At 60.2% G+C, this 18539-nt stretch carries 14 protein-coding genes and 1 pseudogene; 6 read left to right on the plus strand and 9 right to left on the minus strand.

The window, feature by feature from the left end:
- Position 1: 1 nt before the first annotated feature.
- Positions 2–373: pseudogene (locus tag ABIB95_RS37730) on the minus strand (TraB/TrbI/VirB10 family type IV secretion system protein); the annotation flags it as partial.
- 303 nt (positions 374–676) lie between these two features.
- Here ABIB95_RS37730 and ABIB95_RS37735 point away from each other — a divergent pair.
- Positions 677–2770 carry a hypothetical protein gene (locus ABIB95_RS37735; RefSeq protein WP_354247388.1) on the plus strand — a complete coding sequence of 698 codons (2094 nt, stop codon included), beginning with the start codon at positions 677–679 and terminating at the stop codon, positions 2768–2770.
- Positions 2771–3243: 473 nt separating this feature from the next.
- Positions 3244–5367, plus strand: a complete 2124-nt coding sequence (locus ABIB95_RS37740; protein ID WP_354247391.1) for a hypothetical protein — start codon at positions 3244–3246, stop codon at positions 5365–5367.
- Between the two features lie 216 nt (positions 5368–5583).
- Here ABIB95_RS37740 and ABIB95_RS37745 read toward each other — a convergent pair whose 3' ends face one another.
- Positions 5584–5970, minus strand: coding sequence for a winged helix-turn-helix transcriptional regulator (locus tag ABIB95_RS37745; protein WP_247302540.1), 387 nt, complete (start codon positions 5968–5970; stop codon positions 5584–5586).
- A 105-nt stretch (positions 5971–6075) separates the two neighbouring features.
- Here ABIB95_RS37745 and ABIB95_RS37750 point away from each other — a divergent pair, with 105 nt between their 5' ends.
- Together ABIB95_RS37750 and ABIB95_RS37755 are read left to right on the plus strand one after the other, a co-directional pair.
- A complete protein-coding gene (locus tag ABIB95_RS37750; RefSeq protein WP_247302542.1) occupies positions 6076–7098 on the plus strand; it encodes a zinc-binding alcohol dehydrogenase family protein in 1023 nt (340 codons plus the stop codon).
- Between the two features lie 242 nt (positions 7099–7340).
- A complete protein-coding gene (locus ABIB95_RS37755; RefSeq protein WP_354247395.1) occupies positions 7341–8447 on the plus strand; it encodes an Acg family FMN-binding oxidoreductase in 1107 nt (368 codons plus the stop codon).
- A 261-nt stretch (positions 8448–8708) separates the two neighbouring features.
- Here the strand turns inward: ABIB95_RS37755 and ABIB95_RS37760 are convergent, their stop codons facing one another.
- Together ABIB95_RS37760 and ABIB95_RS37765 are read right to left on the minus strand one after the other, a co-directional pair.
- Positions 8709–9425, minus strand: a complete 717-nt coding sequence (locus tag ABIB95_RS37760) for an LrgB family protein (protein WP_247302544.1) — start codon at positions 9423–9425, stop codon at positions 8709–8711.
- On the minus strand, positions 9397–9810 hold the full coding sequence (locus tag ABIB95_RS37765; RefSeq protein ID WP_354247398.1) for a CidA/LrgA family protein: 414 nt from the start codon (positions 9808–9810) through the stop codon (positions 9397–9399). The genes ABIB95_RS37760 and ABIB95_RS37765 overlap by 29 nt, the downstream gene beginning before the upstream one ends.
- A gap of 93 nt (positions 9811–9903) precedes the next feature.
- On the opposite strand from ABIB95_RS37765, the gene ABIB95_RS37770 reads away from it, so the two are divergent.
- Complete coding sequence (locus tag ABIB95_RS37770) at positions 9904–10812, plus strand: LysR family transcriptional regulator (RefSeq protein ID WP_354247401.1); 909 nt, start codon at positions 9904–9906, stop codon at positions 10810–10812.
- 44 nt (positions 10813–10856) lie between these two features.
- On the opposite strand, the gene eda is transcribed toward ABIB95_RS37770, so the two are convergent.
- The 5 genes from eda to ABIB95_RS37795 all read right to left on the minus strand — a co-directional run bounded on the left by eda (position 10857) and on the right by ABIB95_RS37795 (position 17266).
- The gene (gene eda / locus ABIB95_RS37775) at positions 10857–11540 is read right to left on the minus strand and encodes a bifunctional 4-hydroxy-2-oxoglutarate aldolase/2-dehydro-3-deoxy-phosphogluconate aldolase (RefSeq protein WP_354247403.1); all 684 of its coding nucleotides are present in this window, start codon (positions 11538–11540) and stop codon (positions 10857–10859) included.
- Positions 11537–13375: a phosphogluconate dehydratase gene (gene edd, locus ABIB95_RS37780; RefSeq protein ID WP_354247406.1), complete on the minus strand. Its 1839-nt coding sequence runs from the start codon at positions 13373–13375 to the stop codon at positions 11537–11539. The genes eda and edd overlap by 4 nt, the downstream gene beginning before the upstream one ends.
- Positions 13376–13424: 49 nt before the next feature.
- The gene (gene zwf, locus ABIB95_RS37785) at positions 13425–14903 is read right to left on the minus strand and encodes a glucose-6-phosphate dehydrogenase (protein ID WP_354247522.1); all 1479 of its coding nucleotides are present in this window, start codon (positions 14901–14903) and stop codon (positions 13425–13427) included.
- Positions 14904–14961: 58 nt separating this feature from the next.
- Positions 14962–15918 (minus strand): carbohydrate kinase family protein, encoded by a 957-nt coding sequence (locus ABIB95_RS37790; RefSeq protein ID WP_247302554.1) that lies wholly within the window; start codon positions 15916–15918, stop codon positions 14962–14964.
- 106 nt (positions 15919–16024) lie between these two features.
- Positions 16025–17266, minus strand: a complete 1242-nt coding sequence (locus ABIB95_RS37795) for an ROK family transcriptional regulator (RefSeq protein WP_247302556.1) — start codon at positions 17264–17266, stop codon at positions 16025–16027.
- A gap of 206 nt (positions 17267–17472) precedes the next feature.
- On the opposite strand from ABIB95_RS37795, the gene ABIB95_RS37800 reads away from it, so the two are divergent.
- Positions 17473–18492 (plus strand): sugar ABC transporter substrate-binding protein, encoded by a 1020-nt coding sequence (locus ABIB95_RS37800; protein ID WP_247302559.1) that lies wholly within the window; start codon positions 17473–17475, stop codon positions 18490–18492.
- Positions 18493–18539 lie beyond the last annotated feature (47 nt).

The following is an 18539-nucleotide window of genomic DNA, read 5'->3' on the forward strand; positions in this document are numbered from 1 at the left end:
GTCACCCTCCGTATGGTTCGAGCACGAGGTCGCGCGTAACGATCACGCGGACGGGAAATCCAGGTCGGATTGTGAGCGTCGGCGCGATACTGAGTTGACGGCGGACGATCTGCTGGCCGGCGTCATTGATGGTGTCCTGGCCTCCGTCACGAATAGCCTGCACGAGGCGATCGTTGTCATCGGTCGCGAGCTCCGCGCCGACACCGAGGAGCGTTGAGAGCGCCGCCGCCTTGGCAAGATCCCACCAGTGGTAGTCGACACCGTCCTCAAGACCGGCATAGCCTTCCGCGTCGGCGCCTGGCTGGCGCTCCAGCACGATCGAGCGGCCATTCGGCATGATGAGTCGGCTCCAGACAAGCAGCACGCGGCGCTGGCTTCGTCGAAATCGACAAGGGCACGCTCGCGACCACCCTTCTTCGCCCATAAACGGGCAAACCAACCTTCCCGTATATCACCGAGCAGTGCCAAAGTTGCGCGCTCTTGATCCGCACAACGGGCTTAGCTGCCGTGCTCAACGAATTGATGGTGGAGTTGGCGCCGCCCAATCCGGCTAGTTGATCGAGCCTGCATTATTGGTTTGGCCGCATGCGGGCGCCGGGATGTGTCTGGCACGCGCTCACCAGAATGGTAGTGTCCTTGCATGATGTTCGACCGTTCGAGAGGGAGGGACGGCAGCTTGTCCCGGCTTGCCATCGTCCACGGCTGGCTTGGCACGGTCGGTGCGCTGTTGTGGCTTCTGTTAAGGAGAGTGCATCGGACCACATGCGGGGCAGGCACGACCATCGTGTTCATCTCTATCGTTCTCGCGGTTTTCCTGCTTGTCCCGCAAGCAGAGGAGCTGGCTCTGGCCCGCGCCGAATCTCTCCCGGCGTTCGCCCGAATGTTGATTGCCTCAATTTGGTTTTCGGTGACGATCTGGCACTGTGCTGATGCAAAGTTCAGATCTAGACCCATACTACTGGCGGGTCGCCTCGCGGCTTTCCGCCGATCGGTGATGCCCGCGCTGCTCGCGGTCGGATTTGCTGGCCTGATGGCGATCGCCGAAGTGCGGGCATTGCACAGGGCGGCTTTGTTGCCGCGGGATCCAATTCATCTGTATCCTCTCCTCGAGATGCAATCCCTGGGCGTTCTGATATTTCCGGCTGCCCTTCGCTCAATCGGAGCGCGCGCTCGATCTTATCTGCGGTGCTGCTGCCTGGCTCTCGTTCGGACCTTGCGACGGCGATTGTTGTTCGGCATCGCCGTCGCAGCGCTGTTCGCATGGGCCTTCCTCGCGCCAATCAAATTCGCATGGTCCGTCGGCCCTGAAGCGACTTTGCTGATCGCCGCTTCGTGCTGGCTGACAGCAATCACTTACGCCCAGCTTCACTGGCGACGGATATGGGTCGCAATTCCATTGGGCTTAGCTGCGGTAGCGACTGTCGCCAGCCTTGGGGTGGACTCTCATTCGATCCGATGTGCCGACTGCGACGCAAAGTCATTCCCCGAAGTCCGCAGCGCGCCGTCGGTCGACGAAGACGACCGGAAGGCGAGCCTGCGTGGATCGGCCCCGCTAGTGAACAAGCTCTACGCCTACGAGTTTCTGGACCAAGTCGATGAGCGACGCCCCATCATCCTGGTGTCGGCCGCAGGAGGTGGTCTAAGGGCGGCGTATTGGACGGCCACGATTCTCGGCGATCTTCAGGATCGCCTTGCCACGTTCGACCGGCACACTTTCATGATCAGTGGCGTATCCGGCGGGTCGCTCGGAGCGGGTGTGTATCGCGCCCTTCTTGAGCATGCACGACTTGGCAAGGCCGTCTCGTGTCGAAACGGCGCGGGAGAAACGATAACAGGTTATCGCCTTTGCGGTCAGGCCATACTGGACCACGACTTTACGGGGCCGGTACTTGCCGCGCTACTATTCCGCGACATTTTACCCCTGCCTTGGGTACGAGACCGATCGGCAGTTCTCGAGGAAGCTTGGGAGGCCGCTTGGCAGAGCACGATGGTTGACCCTGGAGAAGGGCTCGCCCGACGATTTGATCGGGTCAACTCCGTCTCTCGCTTTCCTGTTCTCGTTCTGAACGGTGTCTCCGCTCTGACTGGGCAGAGGATACTGGCCGCCGGTCTCACCGAGAACGAACAACTGCTCAACGTTGCGAAAGTCCGGCCCCTGCCTCTGTCGGCCGCGATCGGAATCAGCACGCGCTTTCCGTTCATCGAGCCCGCGGGCTCCGTTTACGACAGGACCGGTCGCTTCTACGACGCAGTTGTGGATGGCGGATACGTTGAGAATTTTGGGTCGAATTCGGCGCTAGAGGTCCTTCGCGAGGTCGGCAATCTCATCCAGGACGACCGTGAACCTCATCCTCCAGGTACGCGACGCTTCATTCGCAAAGCCGTCTTTGTGCAGGTCAGTAGCGATCCTACGTTGGACGATGGATCGAATCTCCTATTCAGCGATGGGCTCAGTTCGATCTCTGTGCTCCCGGTCGGCGCGGCTGCCGTGCCAAACAAGGTGTACAATTTGAGCCAGACCTGGTTACCGTTCTTTGCGCTCTTGCGTGGCCAGTCGACGCAGAGCACTTTCACGGCGAGCTTAGTGTCGACCTATGTGGCTTCGGTCAATGGGGTATTCAGTCACTTCCGTCTGGCTGACCGTTATGCCCATGCGCCGGCGCTCGGGTGGACGCTGTCAAAGCGATCGCAAGCTCAAATCGATGGCGAGCGAATACAAATGGGTGCCCGCATAATCGCGCGTCTGGAGCGTCTGCTGTCTACGCCCTGACGTTCTTTTCATCATCTCCGATCTCGCAAATGAGACGTCGATCAGTGAGCAATGCGCGCTCGGAGGCAGCTAGAATTGCGATCGGCTCGGGAGTATGTCACCGCAGAGCTCTTGCTCTGCTTGGATAAGTCTGCTCAGCTTAAGGTAGTTCGCTCCTTTTGCACGGATTGGAAGGTGTCCGCAGCTTCCGCTCGGCCTATATGGTGACCTGAGAGGCAAATCGGCCCACTGCGGGAGGGGCGGAAGTAGTGCGATATCAATTTGGAATGGGGCGCGCCGAGGCGTCACGGAAGGCCCAAGCTTCGACAACACCTACTAGCCTGGCCGACGACATGCCAACAGACGATTTGAATACCGAAATTCGCCCCGAAACCGCGAACGGAATATACGTCCGCAGATTTGTCCATCGCCTTGCGAGAAGCCTTACCATCCGTCGCATCGCATCTGTCCTGTCGACGATGCGAGCCACGAGAGTGCCGCTCGTCGTCGCGATCATCGTAGCATATATGCTGTCGAGCGTGCCTCAGGTGCGGGAAGTCTACCGAGCGATGGCGGAGGATTTTCTCGCTTATCTTCCGCAACTGGTTTTTGCTCTTCCGATCCTCCTGATGACGTCGGTGGCGCTTTCGCTGATCACCAGAGAACTCCTGCGCGCCGTAATGCCACGCACGGAGAATCGGTTTCTGAGAAGGGTTTTGCCGCTCGTTTGTGCGGTGCTTCCTCCGCTCGGCCTCGCATTAGGCATGTTTTTCGCGGCTCGGGAGACCTTGATTGGCACGCCGCCGCAGGAAACCCTGACGAAATTGCCTGAGCTTGCGGCTCTTATCCGCAACCTCAGCACCGCGGCCAATGTTCTCTATCTCGAGGCCGCCGTCTTCGTGGCGGTGACAGCCACTCTTTTGCTGCCCGGCATAGGGTTGCGCGCGCCACGCGTTCACAGGATCTTCGCTCGTCACGCGGTTCGAATTAGCAAGGTCGCACTCTTTGGTGCGCTGTGCATGCTGTTCTTTTCGATCTTTTCCATTTCAGGCGCTCAATTGGTGGGACCGCTGGGAGTATTCCTTCTGGCCGTGATCGGAATCGTCTCCTTCGGAGCGCTGCTTACGAAAGTTGGCGATCGGATCGGAATTCCTCTGTTGTCGCTTGTCATTCTCTGGGCGTTGGCTCTGTCCTACTTCGATTTGACCGACAACCACGAAGTGACGCTATCACCTAGTATCCATCCCCGTCTTGAGCGTTCTGTCGAGGAATTTGAGAAGTGGTACAGCGCGCGAGAGGATAGGAAATGGTACGAAGACCGTAAAATTCCCTATCCGGTGTTCATTGTTGCCGCTTCCGGTGGCGGGCTGTACGCCGCGCAGCATGCCGCGACCGTGCTCTCGCGTATGCAGGATCGATGCCCGAATTTCGCACAGCATGTCTTTGCGATCAGCGGCGTATCCGGCGGAAGCCTTGGAGGCGCGGTCTTCTCCAGCATGGCCAAAACAATGGCGCCGAATGGCGATCATGCCGACTGCAATCTCGGAATGCAGGGCGAAGGGAAATTCGAAGCGACAGCGGATCGCTTTATGAGCCACGACTTTTTGTCTCCCGTACTCGCAGCCGCGCTATTCCCCGATGCCGCGCAGCGATTCCTGCCCGCATGGTCGTCTCGTTTCGACCGGGCCCGAGTATTCGAGCAAGGCATATCCGAGGCGTGGGCCCAATCGAAGACTGATAGCGACGTGTGGTCCCAGCCTTTCTTGGATCACTGGGATCCAGCAAAATCTGCGCCTGCGCTCATTCTCAACTTTACCAATGTCGAGCATGGCAATCGTGTTGCGATAACTCCGTTCACGATCATCGATTGGGGTGAAGTGGGGAATATTATTCCGCTGTCCAATCTGGCGGAGTTTCACACCCTGGCTAAGATACGAAAAGGCGACGACAGTTCATCAGATGAAATGAGAGACATCTCGTTGGCGGCGGCGGTATCGCTCAGTGCGCGTTTTCCGTGGATCATGCCGGCCGGCAGTTTCCATTTCCAAAGCGGCTCCATGAGGATGGTCGACGGTGGTTATGTCGAGAATTCAGGATCTGAGACCGCGTTCGACCTGATTTACGCTCTTGCGCGGTTCTACAATCAGGATAGCAGGCTCCGGGATGGAAAGCCGCCGGTTCGCTTTCTGGGCATCGCAGTGACAAACCTCCAGATCTTGCAACATCCGGGCGGCTTCGGATTGGGTGAGCTGCTATCGCCGATCCGGACCATGTTGAGCACGCGAGAAACGCGAGCGGTGGTGGCTCTTGGAAATTTGAGCCGCTTTACCGAACTCTGCACCACGTATTCGGAATGCGGCAAGCGTGTCGACTTGGTTTCGTTCATGCTCAATCTGTACGACTACGACTTACCCTTGGGTTGGCTCCTCGCACCGTCCACGCGTGACATTGTCAGGCTTCACAGCGGGTCGGTTAGCAGGGCAGGGATATATCTAGGCGGCAGCAATATCGACGAGAAAGATAAGTTCGGCCGCCTTGGTGCGTACGTTTCCGACAATGACGGCTCATCGTGCAAGATCGCTGCTCTCCTCGATGCGAAAGACCGAAACTGCGACTGATCGGGCTTGCGGAGTAGCGTAGGTTTTGCTGTGTCGCGCGAAATACTCGCAAGCAAGTGGTGACCGCGCCTCGGCGTCGGTCATTGCAATCGCGTCCCGAGCGCCAAGAATCGTCACGTCCGGTGCTGCCACCGGGCGTTGAGTCCTTGGTACGCTTGCGGATGTGGCCGCTGCACACGTCGAACTCGCAGGCATCAGCAGGGTGGCGCGAAAGGGTTAGCCACAGCGCGGACGAGGCACAGGCCGGTGACCGGCAGCGGCCTGCATAGCGCTCTGTCGATCCAGTCGAGCCGTCCCCCATCGCGACAACATCTCCATCACTGGTCTTAGGCTCTCGCCTTCCTCGGTGACACGGTACTCTACGCGCGGCGGAACCTCGGCGTATACCGTACGAAGAACCAGTCCGACCTCCTCAAGCTCGCGAAGCTGCTTGGTGAGCAGCCGTTGGGTGATCCCTGCCAGGCGGCGGTGAAGCTGATTGAATCGCAGGCAGCCCGCCTCGAGGAGATGGAATAGCACCACGCCTTTCCACCGTCCGTTGATGAGGTCCAGCGTCACTTCGACGGGACAGCCTGGAACGTCCACATAATGTTTGAATTTCATTCATAGTTCCCTTTCGGATACTTGATACGCCAAATCGCCGTACTTGTTCAATTGAGATAGGTGTCGATCTCTTCCGGGCGAACCACAAGCGCCTGAGGAGGCCTCATGAAAGCCATTGCCTATATCCCGGGATCCGCGTCCAGCGACCCGCGAAGTTTCTTCGAGACCGAGAAGCCCGAGCCCATTCTGGCAGCTCACGACCTCCTGGTCTCCGTGCGCGCTGTCTCCGTTAATCCCGTCGACACTAAGGTCCGTGATGGCAGGGTTTTCCTGGGCGATGCCATCGATGTCCTCGGATGGGATATTGCCGGCGTCGTAGTCGCTATCGGTCCCGAGGTCACCTTGTTTCGTCCGGGAGATGAGGTCTTCTACTCAGGAAGCCTGTATCGCAGCGGCGGCAACGCCGAACTGCATGCTGTCGACGAGCGCCTGGTCGGTCGCAAGCCCGCCAGTCTCACCTTCGCCAAGGCTGCGGCCCTGCCGCTCACGTCCCTCACTGCGTGGGAGCTCCTATTCGAGCGCCTGAACGTTCGGCCAGGCAAATCGTTCGATGCTGGTGCCATACTCATTGTTGGGGGCGCCGGAGGGGTCGGATCGATGCTGATTCAGTTTGTGCGCCGCCTGACCGGATTGAGAGTGATAGCGACGGCGTCTCGGCCCGAAAGCCGGGATTGGTCTTTGTCGCTCGGCGCGCACGCCGTCATCGATCACTCCAAGTCAATGGCCGACGAACTTCGCGCTATCCAAGCGCCGACCATAACGCATATCGCCGCGCTCAATGAGACGGACCGGCACTGGCCCGCCATCACCGAGATCATCGCGCCCGGCGGAAAGGTCGGCGTCATCACAAACCACGATAGCCTAGACGTGACGCCGCTGAGAGCGAAAAGCGCATCGCTGCACTGGGAGGACGTGGTGACGCGGACGGCCTTCGGGGCACCTGCCGATCTGATCTCACACCATCGCATTTTGGAGGAGGTTTCATCTTTGGCGGACGCAGGTGTGATCCGCTCGACCGCAACTAAAGAGTTGCGCCCCATTAGCGCGGCAAGTTTGGCCGAAGCTCACGCGCTAGTCGAAAGCGGCCGTATGCTTGGCAAGGTCGTGATTGGAGATTTTCCGTCATAATTTCTGGAGCTGCAGCAACGCGAGAACGTGGCTGCAGCTTGATGGCCAAGGGCACTTCATTTGCGCGGATCGGCAATCGCTCGACGCGGATCATGCAGCTTACATTTGGCCGGCTCTAAAGACCCGCGCAATCGTCAGGTCCGTCTCGCACAGTTCGAGGTGAAGTTAGTGCTACCTTGATCGTCATCAAGGTGCGCCGCATTAAGCGAGGATTATTTTAGCGCAGTTCTTGAGGAAAATGGATGAAGAACCTGAGCCGAAGACAGTGTTTGTTGGGAAGCGGGGGTGTCCTTGTAGTAGCCGGTGTAATCGGCGCCACGGCTTGGAATCGCAATTCAGGCGCCAGCGCCATGGCCGATTACGACAATTATGTCGCCACGCTGAGGACTGCGCTGGGACCAGAGGCCGGACTCTCGAATCTGATCCGCTACGCGACCCTCGCCGCCAACGGCCACAACACACAGCCCTGGCGCTTTCAGGTTCGCGGCAATGACGTGCGACTTCTGCCCGATTTCGGACGACGTACGCCCATTGTCGATCCCGACGACCATCATCTGTTCGTTAGCCTCGGCTGTGCGGCCGAGAATCTTTTCGTCGCGGCAAGGGCGGCGGGGCGGTCTTGCGAGGTGGCGTCCGAGCCTGATGGTAGTCTACGCTTCCAACTCGGCACAGGCACCGTTTCGCGGGATCCTGTTTTCGACGTCATCGCGAAGCGGCAGTCGACGCGCGCCCTCTATGACGGCAGGCCTGTCCCAGGCAGAGATCTTGATGCGCTGGCTCGCGCGGGTACGCGGCCCGGCGTGCGGCTATTCCTCCTGACTGACCGGCAGCAGATGGACAAGGTGCGTGAGCTCGCCATTGCGGGCAACAACGTCCAACTCGCCGATCCTGCCTTCGTCGCCGAGCTGAAAAGCTGGCTGCGCTTTAACCCGAGCGCGGCGATGACTAGCGGCGACGGCCTGTTCGCAGCCAGCACCGGCAATCCCGTGTTGCCCGACTGGATCGGACGGCGTGCTTTCGACCTGTTCTTCACCGCTCGCACAGAGAACGACAAGCTGGCGCGCGAACTCGAATCGTCGGCAGCCCTCGCCGTCTTCGTCGGCGATGCGGCGGATCCGGCGAATTGGATCGAAGTGGGGCGTGCCTGCCAGCGCTTCCTGCTCACCGCCACCTGGTTGGGCCTCAAATGTGCCTTCATCAACCAGCCGGTTGAGGTCGCGCGATTGCGGCCGGAACTAGCCGCGCTAATCGGCGAGCCGCACAAGCGTCCGGACCTCGTGGTCCGCTTCGGCTATGGTCCTGCCATGCTCTACGCGCCGCGCCGTCCCGTCGATACAGTCCTAGTTTAAGTCATCTTCTGGAACGATGCAGGTTGGCGGCGTGGAAGGGAATACTGAAGCCTGTGGTCTGGGAATCGTGCGCGATCTTGCCATGCTCCACGGCGGCTCGGTCGAGCTCTCCACTAACGACAGGGGTGGCCTACACGCGGAGCTGCGCCTCCCCGCAGCTTGAAAGAGATTGGCTGCACTTGTTGCTTAATCTCCCTTGTGACGAGTCCGGACGCGTAGTTGCCATGCCGCTGAACACAGAGCGTGTCAGGGTGACATTGCTTATAATCTCATGAGGTGCGCAATGAGAGGCGCCACGAGCACATTGAGGAGGCCTACCAGTACCATGACTAACCCGGCCACAGCTCCTTCTGTGTGGCCGATCTGGTGCGCCCGGGCCGTGCCGGCCCCGTGCGCGCCGACGCCGAAGAGTGCGCCGCGCGCAAGGGCGGAAGCGAATGGAATCCGTGCAAGGATCATGTCGCCGATTACAGCTCCGGCAATCCCCGTGACGATGACGAACACGGCCGTCAGATCCGGGATGCCGCCAATGTCACCGGAGACCTCCATGGCGAAGGGAGTGCTGATCGAGCGCGGCAATAGGCTGAGACGAAGCGATCCGTCGAGACCAACGAGTGTCGCCAACGCCCAACTCGAAGCTATAGCAGTCAGGCTTCCGGCGAGGATGCCGACAAGTAGAACCGGCCAGTGGCGACGGATCAATCCGCGCTGCTCGTAGATCGGGATTGCGAAGGCGACGGTCGCGGGACCGAGCAGCAGCACGAGCCACTTTGTTCCACGAATGTAGTCGTGGTAGCTCGCATGCAACGACAGGACGGCGGCGGCGATAAGAACCGGCGTTATCGTCAGCGGCATCAGCCACCATCGTGGCCATCTACGGTAGATGCGCTTGGCGCCCCCATAGAAGCCGATCGTGACGGCCGACCAAAGCAGCGCCTGGAATGCGGTTTCAGCGAGGATCTGCCTCAGCCAAGACATGGCCAGCCCTCCAGCGATAGCAGCGATCAACGGCAAAGGCCGTTACTAACATGACGGCTGCAGTGCTGATCAGGATCACGAATAGGATCTTGAGGCCGACCAGTCCCAGGAATTCACGGTGGTCCAGGACTGCGAGTGCCACCGGCATAAAGAACAGCAGCATATCGGCGAGCAGCCACTCCGCGCCGCGCCGTATGCTGAGCGCGCTTAGCTGTCGCGTGGCGAGGAGCAGGAGCAGGAAGAGCAGTCCAACCATCCCGCCGGGGAGCGGAGCGGCGAACATTCGGACAAGCGCCTCGCCGGCAAGCCAGAATGCGATCACGATGCCGACTTGCAGCGGCGTGCTGCGTCGAACGAGCCTAGCTACCTTGGGAAGTGCGCTCATGGAACGTCCTCATTACCAATGTTAAGATACGCTGCATTGCAGCATGCTGAAAATGAATTGATTGAATTCTGACTATTCTGATATGGACTGGATATGGAATTTCGACCGCTCCGTGCATTTGTCGAGGTCGTTCGCCAAGGGGGCTTCTCCCAAGCCGCCAAGACTGTGTTCGCGACGCAGTCCACGGTCAGCAAGGCGGTAAAACAGCTCGAGGACGAGATCGGCGTCCCGCTGCTTGATCGGATCGGGCACCGAAGCGTGCTGACGGCCGCCGGCGAAGTGGTTTACCGTCGCGGCGTGAAGCTTCTGGCCGATCGCGATGATCTTCTCGCCGAACTCGACGAGATTCGTGGACTCAAGCGGGGCTCCTTGAGGCTTGGTCTGCCGCCGGTCGGCAGTAGCTCGCTTTTTGCGCCGCTCTTCGCTGTCTTCCGCCAGCGCTATCCGGGTATCGAGGTGAAGCTCGTCGAGCATGGCAGCGCCCAACTCGAAGAGAGCCTGCGCGAGGGCGAGATTGACTTTGCTGGGGCGCTCTTGCCGACCTCGGAGGAGTTCGATTGGGAGATGGTGCGGCGTGAGCCGCTGATCGCGCTCCTCCCTTCAAACCACAACTTGGTTGGTAGGCGATCGGTCTCGCTCACCGATCTTAAGGACACACCCTTCATTCTCTTCGAGAGCGGCTTTGCTCTGCACCGCCTGATCCTCGACGCCTGTCGGCGCGCGAATTTCGAGCCCAACGTAGTGGCGCGTAGCAGTCAGATCGATTTCATGATCGAGCTGGTCGGTGCCGGTCTTGGGGTTGCCTTCCTGCCTCGGATGATCGCTGCCCAACGGCGCAACGCCGCAGTTCGGCACGTTCTGCTCGAGGGACCGGAAACTGAGTGGGTCATGGCCATGGTATGGCGCCGCGGTGCCTATCTTTCGGAGGCCTCGAGGGCGTGGTTGGAGCTTGTCCGCGAAGCGACAAGCCGCAACGATATTCCAGAATCGACTGCACCCTAGTCGATCACTTCATTTCGGCTATCCGGCTTGCTGCTATTCTCTTGCTACGTGAGCAGCGTGATCTTGGATCTCATACCTCTTTGGCTTTGCCGCATGGCAAGTAATGCAGCGGCCGCCCTGCTTTGAGTGGTGATGGACTGCCAATCCCGCGCGGAGACGAGATCCTTTGGGGCCATCCAAGAGCCGCCTACGCAGAGGACATTCGTAAGCTCCAGATATCGAGGCGCGCTTTGTTGAGTTATGCCGCCTGTGGGGCAGAATCTGAGCTGCGGAAGGGGCGAGGCAAGCGAAGACAGAAAATCGACGCCACCGGCTGATTCAGCCGGGAAGAATTTCGCAAGTCGATAATCACGTTCGATGAGACTCATGGCCTCGGATGCGCTCGCAACGCCTGGCAAGAGTGGGATTTCGCTCGCCTCCGCGGCGTCGAGCAGACGATGGGTGTGTCCTGGAGAAACCGCGAAACGGGCGCCGGCCCGCATCGCCGCCTCAAGCTGTGCCGGCTCGATGATCGTTCCCGCGCCGACCTCAATGCTTTCGACCTCGCTCGCAATAGCTCGGATCGCATCAAGGGATGCAGCCGTACGAAGCGTGATTTCAATTACAGACAAGCCGCCGGCTGCCAGCGCCCGTGCCAGCGGAGCCGCATCCGACGCACTATCAAGAGAAATCACGGGAATTACCGGCGTCTTCAAGAGAATTTCGAGGAGGCCTTGTTGCGCGCTCATTCCGACGCTCCCAGAAAGATACTTGCACCGTTGTCGGCGCGGCCAACCCGGTCGCGAAAAATTGCGAAGAGTTCCCGGCCTACTCCGCGTTGCGCGATGGAATGGTCGAAATGCGCTGGCGCTCGCGTCCTCCAGTCCTCGCGGTCGACAAGGACTTCCAACCGACCGGCAACCGCGTCAACTCGGATGAGATCGCCATCGCATATCTTGGCGATTGCGCCCCCTTCCGCCGCTTCCGGCGTGACGTGAATGGCAGCTGGCACCTTGCCAGAGGCTCCTGAAAGCCTTCCGTCGGTCACGAGAGCGACTTTGAGGCCACGATCCTGCAACACACCAAGCGGGGGCATCAGCTTGTGCAGCTCCGGCATACCGTTGGCTTTCGGACCTTGGAAGCGCAAGATGACGACGAGATCGTTCGTGAACTCGCCAGCCGCGAAGGCATTCTGAAACTCTTCTTGGGAATGAAAGACGCGGGCGGGCGCTTGGATCAGATGCCGTTGCGGCACAACCGCTGACGTCTTGATGACGGCCCGCCCGAGGTCGCCCTCCAGGACTCTCAGGCCGCCCGTCTCCTGAAAGGGCTCGGCAACGCCGCGCACTACGGAAGGGTCGCCGCTGGTTTGCGTTCCCTCATGCCAGGTCAGCGCTCCTTGGGAGCTGAGCTTCGGCTCATTTAGGTACGCCTCCAAGCCAGTGCCCCAGACCGTAGTGACGTTGGCGTGCAATAGGCCGGCCCCGAGCAATTCACGAATCAGGAAGCTCATGCCGCCAGCGGCATGGAAATGGTTCACATCCGCAGAACCGTTGGGATAGATGCGGGTGAGAAGGGGAGCAACCTCGGCGAGGTCGGCAAAATCTTCCCAGGATAGTTTGAGGCCGGCGGCTGCGGCCATCGCTACCAAATGCAGCGTGTGATTGGTGGATCCGCCGGTGGCATGGAGACCGACGATACCGTTCACAAACGCGCGTTCGTCGAGCACTTTTCCAACCGGAGTGTATTCATTCCCGAGGAAGGTTATGGCGAGGGCTCGCTCTGTGGCAGCACGGGTCAGTGCGTCGCGCAAAGGAGTGTTCGGATTGACGAAGGATGCGCCCGGCAAATGGAGGCCCATTATCTCCATCAGCATCTGATTGGTGTTCGCGGTCCCATAGAAGGTACAGGTGCCCGCACCGTGGTAGGCTCGCGCCTCCGCCTCGAGCAGCGCATCACGTCCGACCTTGCCTTCGGCAAAGGCTTGGCGAATTTTTGCCTTTTCATCGTTTGGCAGTCCCGAGGTCATCGGGCCCGACGGGATGAACACTGCTGGCAAATGTCCAAAGGACAGGGCCCCTATCACGAGACCCGGCACGATCTTGTCGCAAATGCCGAGATAGACCGCAGCATTGTAAGTTTGGTGCGATAAGGCAACCGCGGTGGAAAGTGCGATCACGTCTCGGGAAAAGAGCGATAGCTCCATTCCCGCTTCGCCTTGCGTGATGCCGTCGCACATCGCCGGAACACCGCCCGCGACTTGGGCAACACCACCCGCTGCACGCGCACTCTGTCGGATGAGATCAGGGAAACGCTCGTAGGGCTGATGGGCCGAGAGCATATCGTTGTAGGCCGTGACAATTCCGAGACTGGGGACGTGGCCATCTTGCATCATCTTCTTGTCGTGGGCACCGCAAGCCGCGAAGGCGTGGGCCTGGTTGGCGCATCCAAGTCGTCGCCGCACCGGCTTGCTTACCGTCTCCGCAATGCCATCAAGATAGTGTGCTCGGCCGTCGTGACTGCGCCGAGCGATGCGATCTGTCACTTCGGCGACCCTCGCATTGACCCTTGCTTCGATCGTCATACAAGTCTCCTGTTTGCGGATTGAGCATTGACTATGCGCCGCTCCGACGTCACGCAGCGTCCTCCATCCATGTTCGGCTGTCGCGTTCGATCAGGGCGACGGCGGCAGAGGGACCCCAGCTGCCGGCAACGTATGGGCGCGGGATTTCATTCATCTGGCTCCACGCCCGGCGGATTGGGTCAATCCAGCGCCATGCTGCCTCGACTTCATCCCGGCGCATGAACAACGTCGCGTCTCCGCGGACCACATCCATCAACAGCCGTTCGTAAGCGTCCGGTACCGAGACGTCGAATGCTTCCGCAAAGCTCATGTCGAGGGGGACATATTGCAACCGCATGCCGCCGGGGCCGGGCTCCTTGATCATGAGCCAGAGCTTGATTCCCTCGTCGGGCTGCAAGCGGATCACAAGCCGCGTCTGCACAGCCTTTCCCGAATCTGAGTTGAAGATCGAATGCGGAACCTTCCTGAAGGTTACGACAATCTCGGAGCTGCGTTGCTGCAGCCGCTTTCCGGTGCGCAAGTAAAAGGGAACGCCCGTCCATCGCCAATTCGCAACGGCCGCCTTGAGCGCAACGAAGGTCTCGGTCGAGCTTGGGCGATCGGCGATCTCTTCCGCATAACCGGGAACAGCGATGCCGTCACATGCGCCGGCGCGGTATTGACCCGGCACGGTCAGGAATGCCGCGTTTGTTTCGTCAATCCGTTCGAGCGATTTCAGAATCTTGAGTTTCTCATCGCGCACGGCGTCGGCTTCGAGCGAATGTGGCGGCTCCATTGCCACCAGACAGAGCAGTTGCAGAAGATGGTTTTGTACCATGTCGCGCAGGGCGCCGGACTTGTCGTAGTAGGTGCCGCGTTCCTCTACGCCGATGGATTCGGCGACGGTAATCTGCACATGGTCGATGTGACCGGCATTCCACAGCGGCTCGAACAATGCGTTGGCGAACCGTAGTGCCATCAGATTTTGGACCGTCTCCTTGCCGAGATAGTGATCGATCCGGTAGACGCGTTCCTCCGGAAAAATCATGCCGACGGTTTGATTGAGTTGGATTGCGGACTCAAGATCCTTGCCGATCGGCTTCTCGATAACAATGCGGGAATCGCCTTTTGAAAGACCGTAGCGACCTAGCCTTTCGCAGATCGGTCCGAACAGATGCGGTGCTGTCGCCAGATAATGGACATGAATGCGTTCGGCGTGGGCCGACAGGGCGGCTGCGAGTTCGGTCCAACCATTCTCGCCTTCGGCATCGGCAGCGATGTAGGAGATACGGGCCAGGAAGCGATCGAGTTCGGGTCCCGTGTTTTCTGATGCCGGCACATACTTCATGATCGCCGCGCGCACCATGGCGAGGAAATCATCCCGCGACATTGCGCCGCGCGCGACGCCAAAAATAGTCGCTTTCTCCGGTAGCTGGCCCGCAAAATCGCGACGAAAGAGCGCCGGCAACAGCTTGCGGCACGCCAGATCGCCGGTCGCTCCGAAAACGGTCAGCACAAAGGGAGCCACCGGAATCACGCGGCTTGTCATGCGCGAGCCTTTCTCAATTCGATCCCCTCTGATCTGCGGCGTTGCGTCGGTCACTCTGTCAAGCATGGCATGGCTCCGTACTCGCATCGATGTCGGCGGCGGTCGGCAGGTCGGCACCATCGCGGGAAACTGTGATGGCGGCGGCAGCCGTCCCGTAGGTGAGCAACTCGCGGATTGCCGATAGGTTGAGCGCCGCGATGGCCTCGGGATGGAGCCTGTCGGTCTTCGCAAGCTGCGCAAGCAGCGCGGCGTGGAATGTGTCGCCGGCGCCCACGGTGTCTCGCACGACCACGGAGCGACCGGGCACCGAAACGCTGCCGGCGGCGGAAAAAGCGGTTGCCCCCTTCGCTCCTTCGGTCACCACTACGAGGCGCGCGCCGCACTTGAGCCAATAGGCGGCCGCATCGGCGATTGAGACACGACCGCCCCACGCAACGCGAACATCCTCGTCGCTGGCCTTGATCACCGTGGCCGTCCGGTAAAAGCGTTCCGCGGCAGTGGCCCAGCTTTGCATATCGCTGACGACGGTTGGACGGACGTTGGCATCGACACTGATGACGCGGCGCCCATGCTCGCGTTGGGCGAGCGCGGCAAATGTGCTGCCGACCGGCTCGACAGCCATGGAATAGGAGCCGAAAGTCAAAGCCTGAATGTCGTCTGGGAGCGTGCTGGGCAGGTGGGTAAGCTGAAGCGAACGATCTGCTGCACTGTCGCCATGGAAAGCATAGTTCGGTTGACCGTCGTTGGTTGTCGCCACGATCGAAATCGTGGATGGTCGGTCGGTGCGCACGAGAAAGCCGTCATCCACACCTTCGCAAGCCAGCCTGTCCGTGATGAACGCGCCGAAGTGATCGCGCGAGATGCCACTCAGGAAAGCCGTTCGAACGCCGAGCCGAGCGAGGCCAATAGCAACGTTGAAAGGAGAGCCACCCGCAACGGCACGGGACGACATTTCCGACCGGCCGGACCTTGCCACAAATAGATCGATCAGGGCTTCGCCACAGACAAGAATCACGATGCGTCACCCTTGTTCATCACGACAAGCCTCGAGGCTGCCAGGAACTTGCGCGAAGGATCCGCGATAGTGCGCTCGGATCGGAGAGCCATGTCGTCGACCACGCTCAATCCTTGAAGAGTACGTCATGATCGCGAGCGAACGCCGCGAGCAATGGCAACGCGGCACCGCCGATCGCGCGGGCATCGCGGCCGATCGAGCCTTCCACCACCACGGCGTCGGTGAGGCCCTGCCTGTCCATGCGGGCCCAATAGTCGTTTGTCCGCTCGACAAGACGACGACGCACTTCGACCGGAAGGGCCCCGTCGATGATGACGGCTTCAAAGTCGATCACGGCCAGCAATGCGGCGATTGCCTGTGCCAGGGCCTCGGCTGCCGCGGTAACCCAAGCATCGAGCGGCTCCTCGAAGTTCGACCAATCGTCGGGCGAGAGCCAGATATCACTTCCACGTCGACCAGCGGAGATCACTCTGCGCTCCAATTGATAGATGGAGGCAGTGCGGATCAACTGCTGAAGACTTGTCTCACCGTTTTCGTCCCGTCGCATGGTCGGCATGGAGCCGAGTGCGCCCGCGTTGCCGCTACGGCCCGGGAAGAGGCTGCCGTTCAGAACGATGCCGCCGCCGATGAAGGCGCCAATGTAGAAGTAGGCGAAATCACGGTATGCTGCGCCAGCACCGAAAGTCAGTTCGGCCGCACATGCCGAAGTCGCGTCGTTGCAAACGCGGACCGGCAGAGGACCGAAGCGGCGCGAGAGTTCAGCGGCTACGTTGAAGTCACGCCACCTGGCGAGCACGCCTGGCGGCGTTTGCAGATCAGCTTCCCAGCTCCAAAGCTCAAATGGCATCGCGACGCCGATGCCGCTGATCCTGCTTTGCTGGGCTTCAGGCAACTCGGCGAGGAGATTGGGTACCTCGCGCTCCACAAATGCCAAAATCTCTTCGGGCTCGGGGAAGGAATAGATCGCGCGTCGCCTGGCGCGGATGCCGGCGGTGAAGTCCATTAACACGAGATCCGAGCTTCGCCGGCCGATCATCAGACCGAGACCGAAAGCGCCGGCCGGGTTGAGCGAATAGGGGACGGAAGGTTGGCCGATGCGGCCTCGCTGCGGTTCGCCTGCGAGCACCAAGCCATCGGCTTCCAACCGATTGATGATCACTGTCGTGGTTTGGGTCGAAAGCCCAGTCAAGCGCGCTATCTCGACCTTGGCGAGACTGCGATGGCGCCTGATAAGGGAGAGGACCAGCCGCTCGTTGTACAGCCTCACGCCCGTCTGAGTGCTGCCGCGGCTTCCGCCCGGCAAGGCCACCGACGGGTTAGTTGCTCCGGCCGCTGCTGCTTCGTCCATCCTCGGCTCCGCAATTCGTTGGTTATTGGCCATCGGGACAGGTCCGTTACGCCTCTCCGAAGGCGCTTGACCGCTACAATGACCGCTGTTGCGGGTGACGTCAATAAATAAGTCGGGATGATTTATTTATTGACAGGGCCATTTGGGTCCTTTTAGGATCACGTGGCACGCGGTCGAACCGCGCCAAAACCCTAGGGAGGGAACACATGCGTCAGTCATTCGGACTATTCGCGGCACTCGTGTTTACGTTCGGCGCCACCAGCTCGTTCGCGGCCGACAAGCCAATCGTCGGACTCATCACCAAGACCAGCACCAATCCGTTCTTCGTGAAGATGAAGGCCGGTGCTGAGCAGGCAGCCAAGGCGAACGACGTCGAGCTGCGATCCTTCGCCGGAAAGGTTGACGGCGATAATGAGGGCCAGGTGTCAGCTATTGAGAACCTGATCGCTGCCGGTGCGAAAGGCATCCTGATCACACCCAACGACTCCCGCGCTATCGTTCCGGCCGTCGAGAAGGCGCGGGCGGCGGGCATTTTGGTCATTGCCCTCGACACCCCGCTTGATCCGGCGAATGCGGCGGATGCGACCTTTGCCACCGACAACTTTCTGGCTGGTCAACTGATCGGCCAGTGGGCCGCCAAAACGCTGGGCGCCAAGGCAGCGTCTGCAAAGATCGCGCTACTGGACCTCAACGTGAACCAGATCTCGGTCGATGTCGCCCGCGATCAGGGCTTTCTGAAAGGCTTTGGCATTGATCTCGGCAACCCCGCCAAGATCGGCGACGAAAAGGATGCGCGCATCGTTGGCCATGATGTGACGCTCGGCAGCGAGGAGGGCGGTCGCAAGGCGATGGAAAACTTGCTGCAAAAGGATCCCGGCATCTCGCTCGTTTATACCATCAACGAGCCGGCGGCAGCGGGAGCATATGAGGCCCTGCGCTCGGTCGGTCGCGACAAGGACGTGCTGATCGTCTCCGTTGACGGCGGTTGCCCCGGCGTGCGCAACGTGAAGGACGGCGTCATCGGCGCCACTTCCATGCAATTCCCGCTACTGATGGCGGCGAAAGGTGTTGAAGCAGTGAAGACCTTCGCTTCTGGTGGCGGCAAGCCGCAGGCGTCACCAGGCCTGGAGTTCGTCAACACCGGTGTCGAGCTCGTCTCGGACAAGCCGGCCGCGGATCTGCCATCGATCGACAGCGCCGCCGCATTGAAGAAGTGCTGGGGCTGATCGCACCCCGGACTTGTTGCCCCTGGCAAGGACAGGCGCCTGCGATC

The sequence above is a fragment of the Bradyrhizobium sp. LA2.1 genome (assembly GCF_040547725.1).
In the GTDB taxonomy this organism is placed as follows: domain Bacteria; phylum Pseudomonadota; class Alphaproteobacteria; order Rhizobiales; family Xanthobacteraceae; genus Bradyrhizobium; species Bradyrhizobium barranii.

Bases quoted from the DNA above. Each gene is read 5' to 3' on its own strand.
- ABIB95_RS37745 (WP_247302540.1), bottom strand. From the start codon at position 5,970: ATGAAATTCAAACATTATGTGGACGTTCCAGGCTGTCCCGTCGAAGTG.
- ABIB95_RS37750 (WP_247302542.1), top strand. From the start codon at position 6,076: ATGAAAGCCATTGCCTATATCCCGGGATCCGCGTCCAGCGACCCGCGA.
- ABIB95_RS37755 (WP_354247395.1), top strand. From the start codon at position 7,341: ATGAAGAACCTGAGCCGAAGACAGTGTTTGTTGGGAAGCGGGGGTGTC.
- ABIB95_RS37760 (WP_247302544.1), bottom strand. From the start codon at position 9,425: ATGTCTTGGCTGAGGCAGATCCTCGCTGAAACCGCATTCCAGGCGCTG.
- ABIB95_RS37765 (WP_354247398.1), bottom strand. From the start codon at position 9,810: ATGAGCGCACTTCCCAAGGTAGCTAGGCTCGTTCGACGCAGCACGCCG.
- ABIB95_RS37770 (WP_354247401.1), top strand. From the start codon at position 9,904: ATGGAATTTCGACCGCTCCGTGCATTTGTCGAGGTCGTTCGCCAAGGG.
- eda (WP_354247403.1), bottom strand. From the start codon at position 11,540: ATGAGCGCGCAACAAGGCCTCCTCGAAATTCTCTTGAAGACGCCGGTA.
- edd (WP_354247406.1), bottom strand. From the start codon at position 13,375: ATGACGATCGAAGCAAGGGTCAATGCGAGGGTCGCCGAAGTGACAGAT.
- zwf (WP_354247522.1), bottom strand. From the start codon at position 14,903: ATGACAAGCCGCGTGATTCCGGTGGCTCCCTTTGTGCTGACCGTTTTC.
- ABIB95_RS37795 (WP_247302556.1), bottom strand. From the start codon at position 17,266: ATGGACGAAGCAGCAGCGGCCGGAGCAACTAACCCGTCGGTGGCCTTG.
- ABIB95_RS37800 (WP_247302559.1), top strand. From the start codon at position 17,473: ATGCGTCAGTCATTCGGACTATTCGCGGCACTCGTGTTTACGTTCGGC.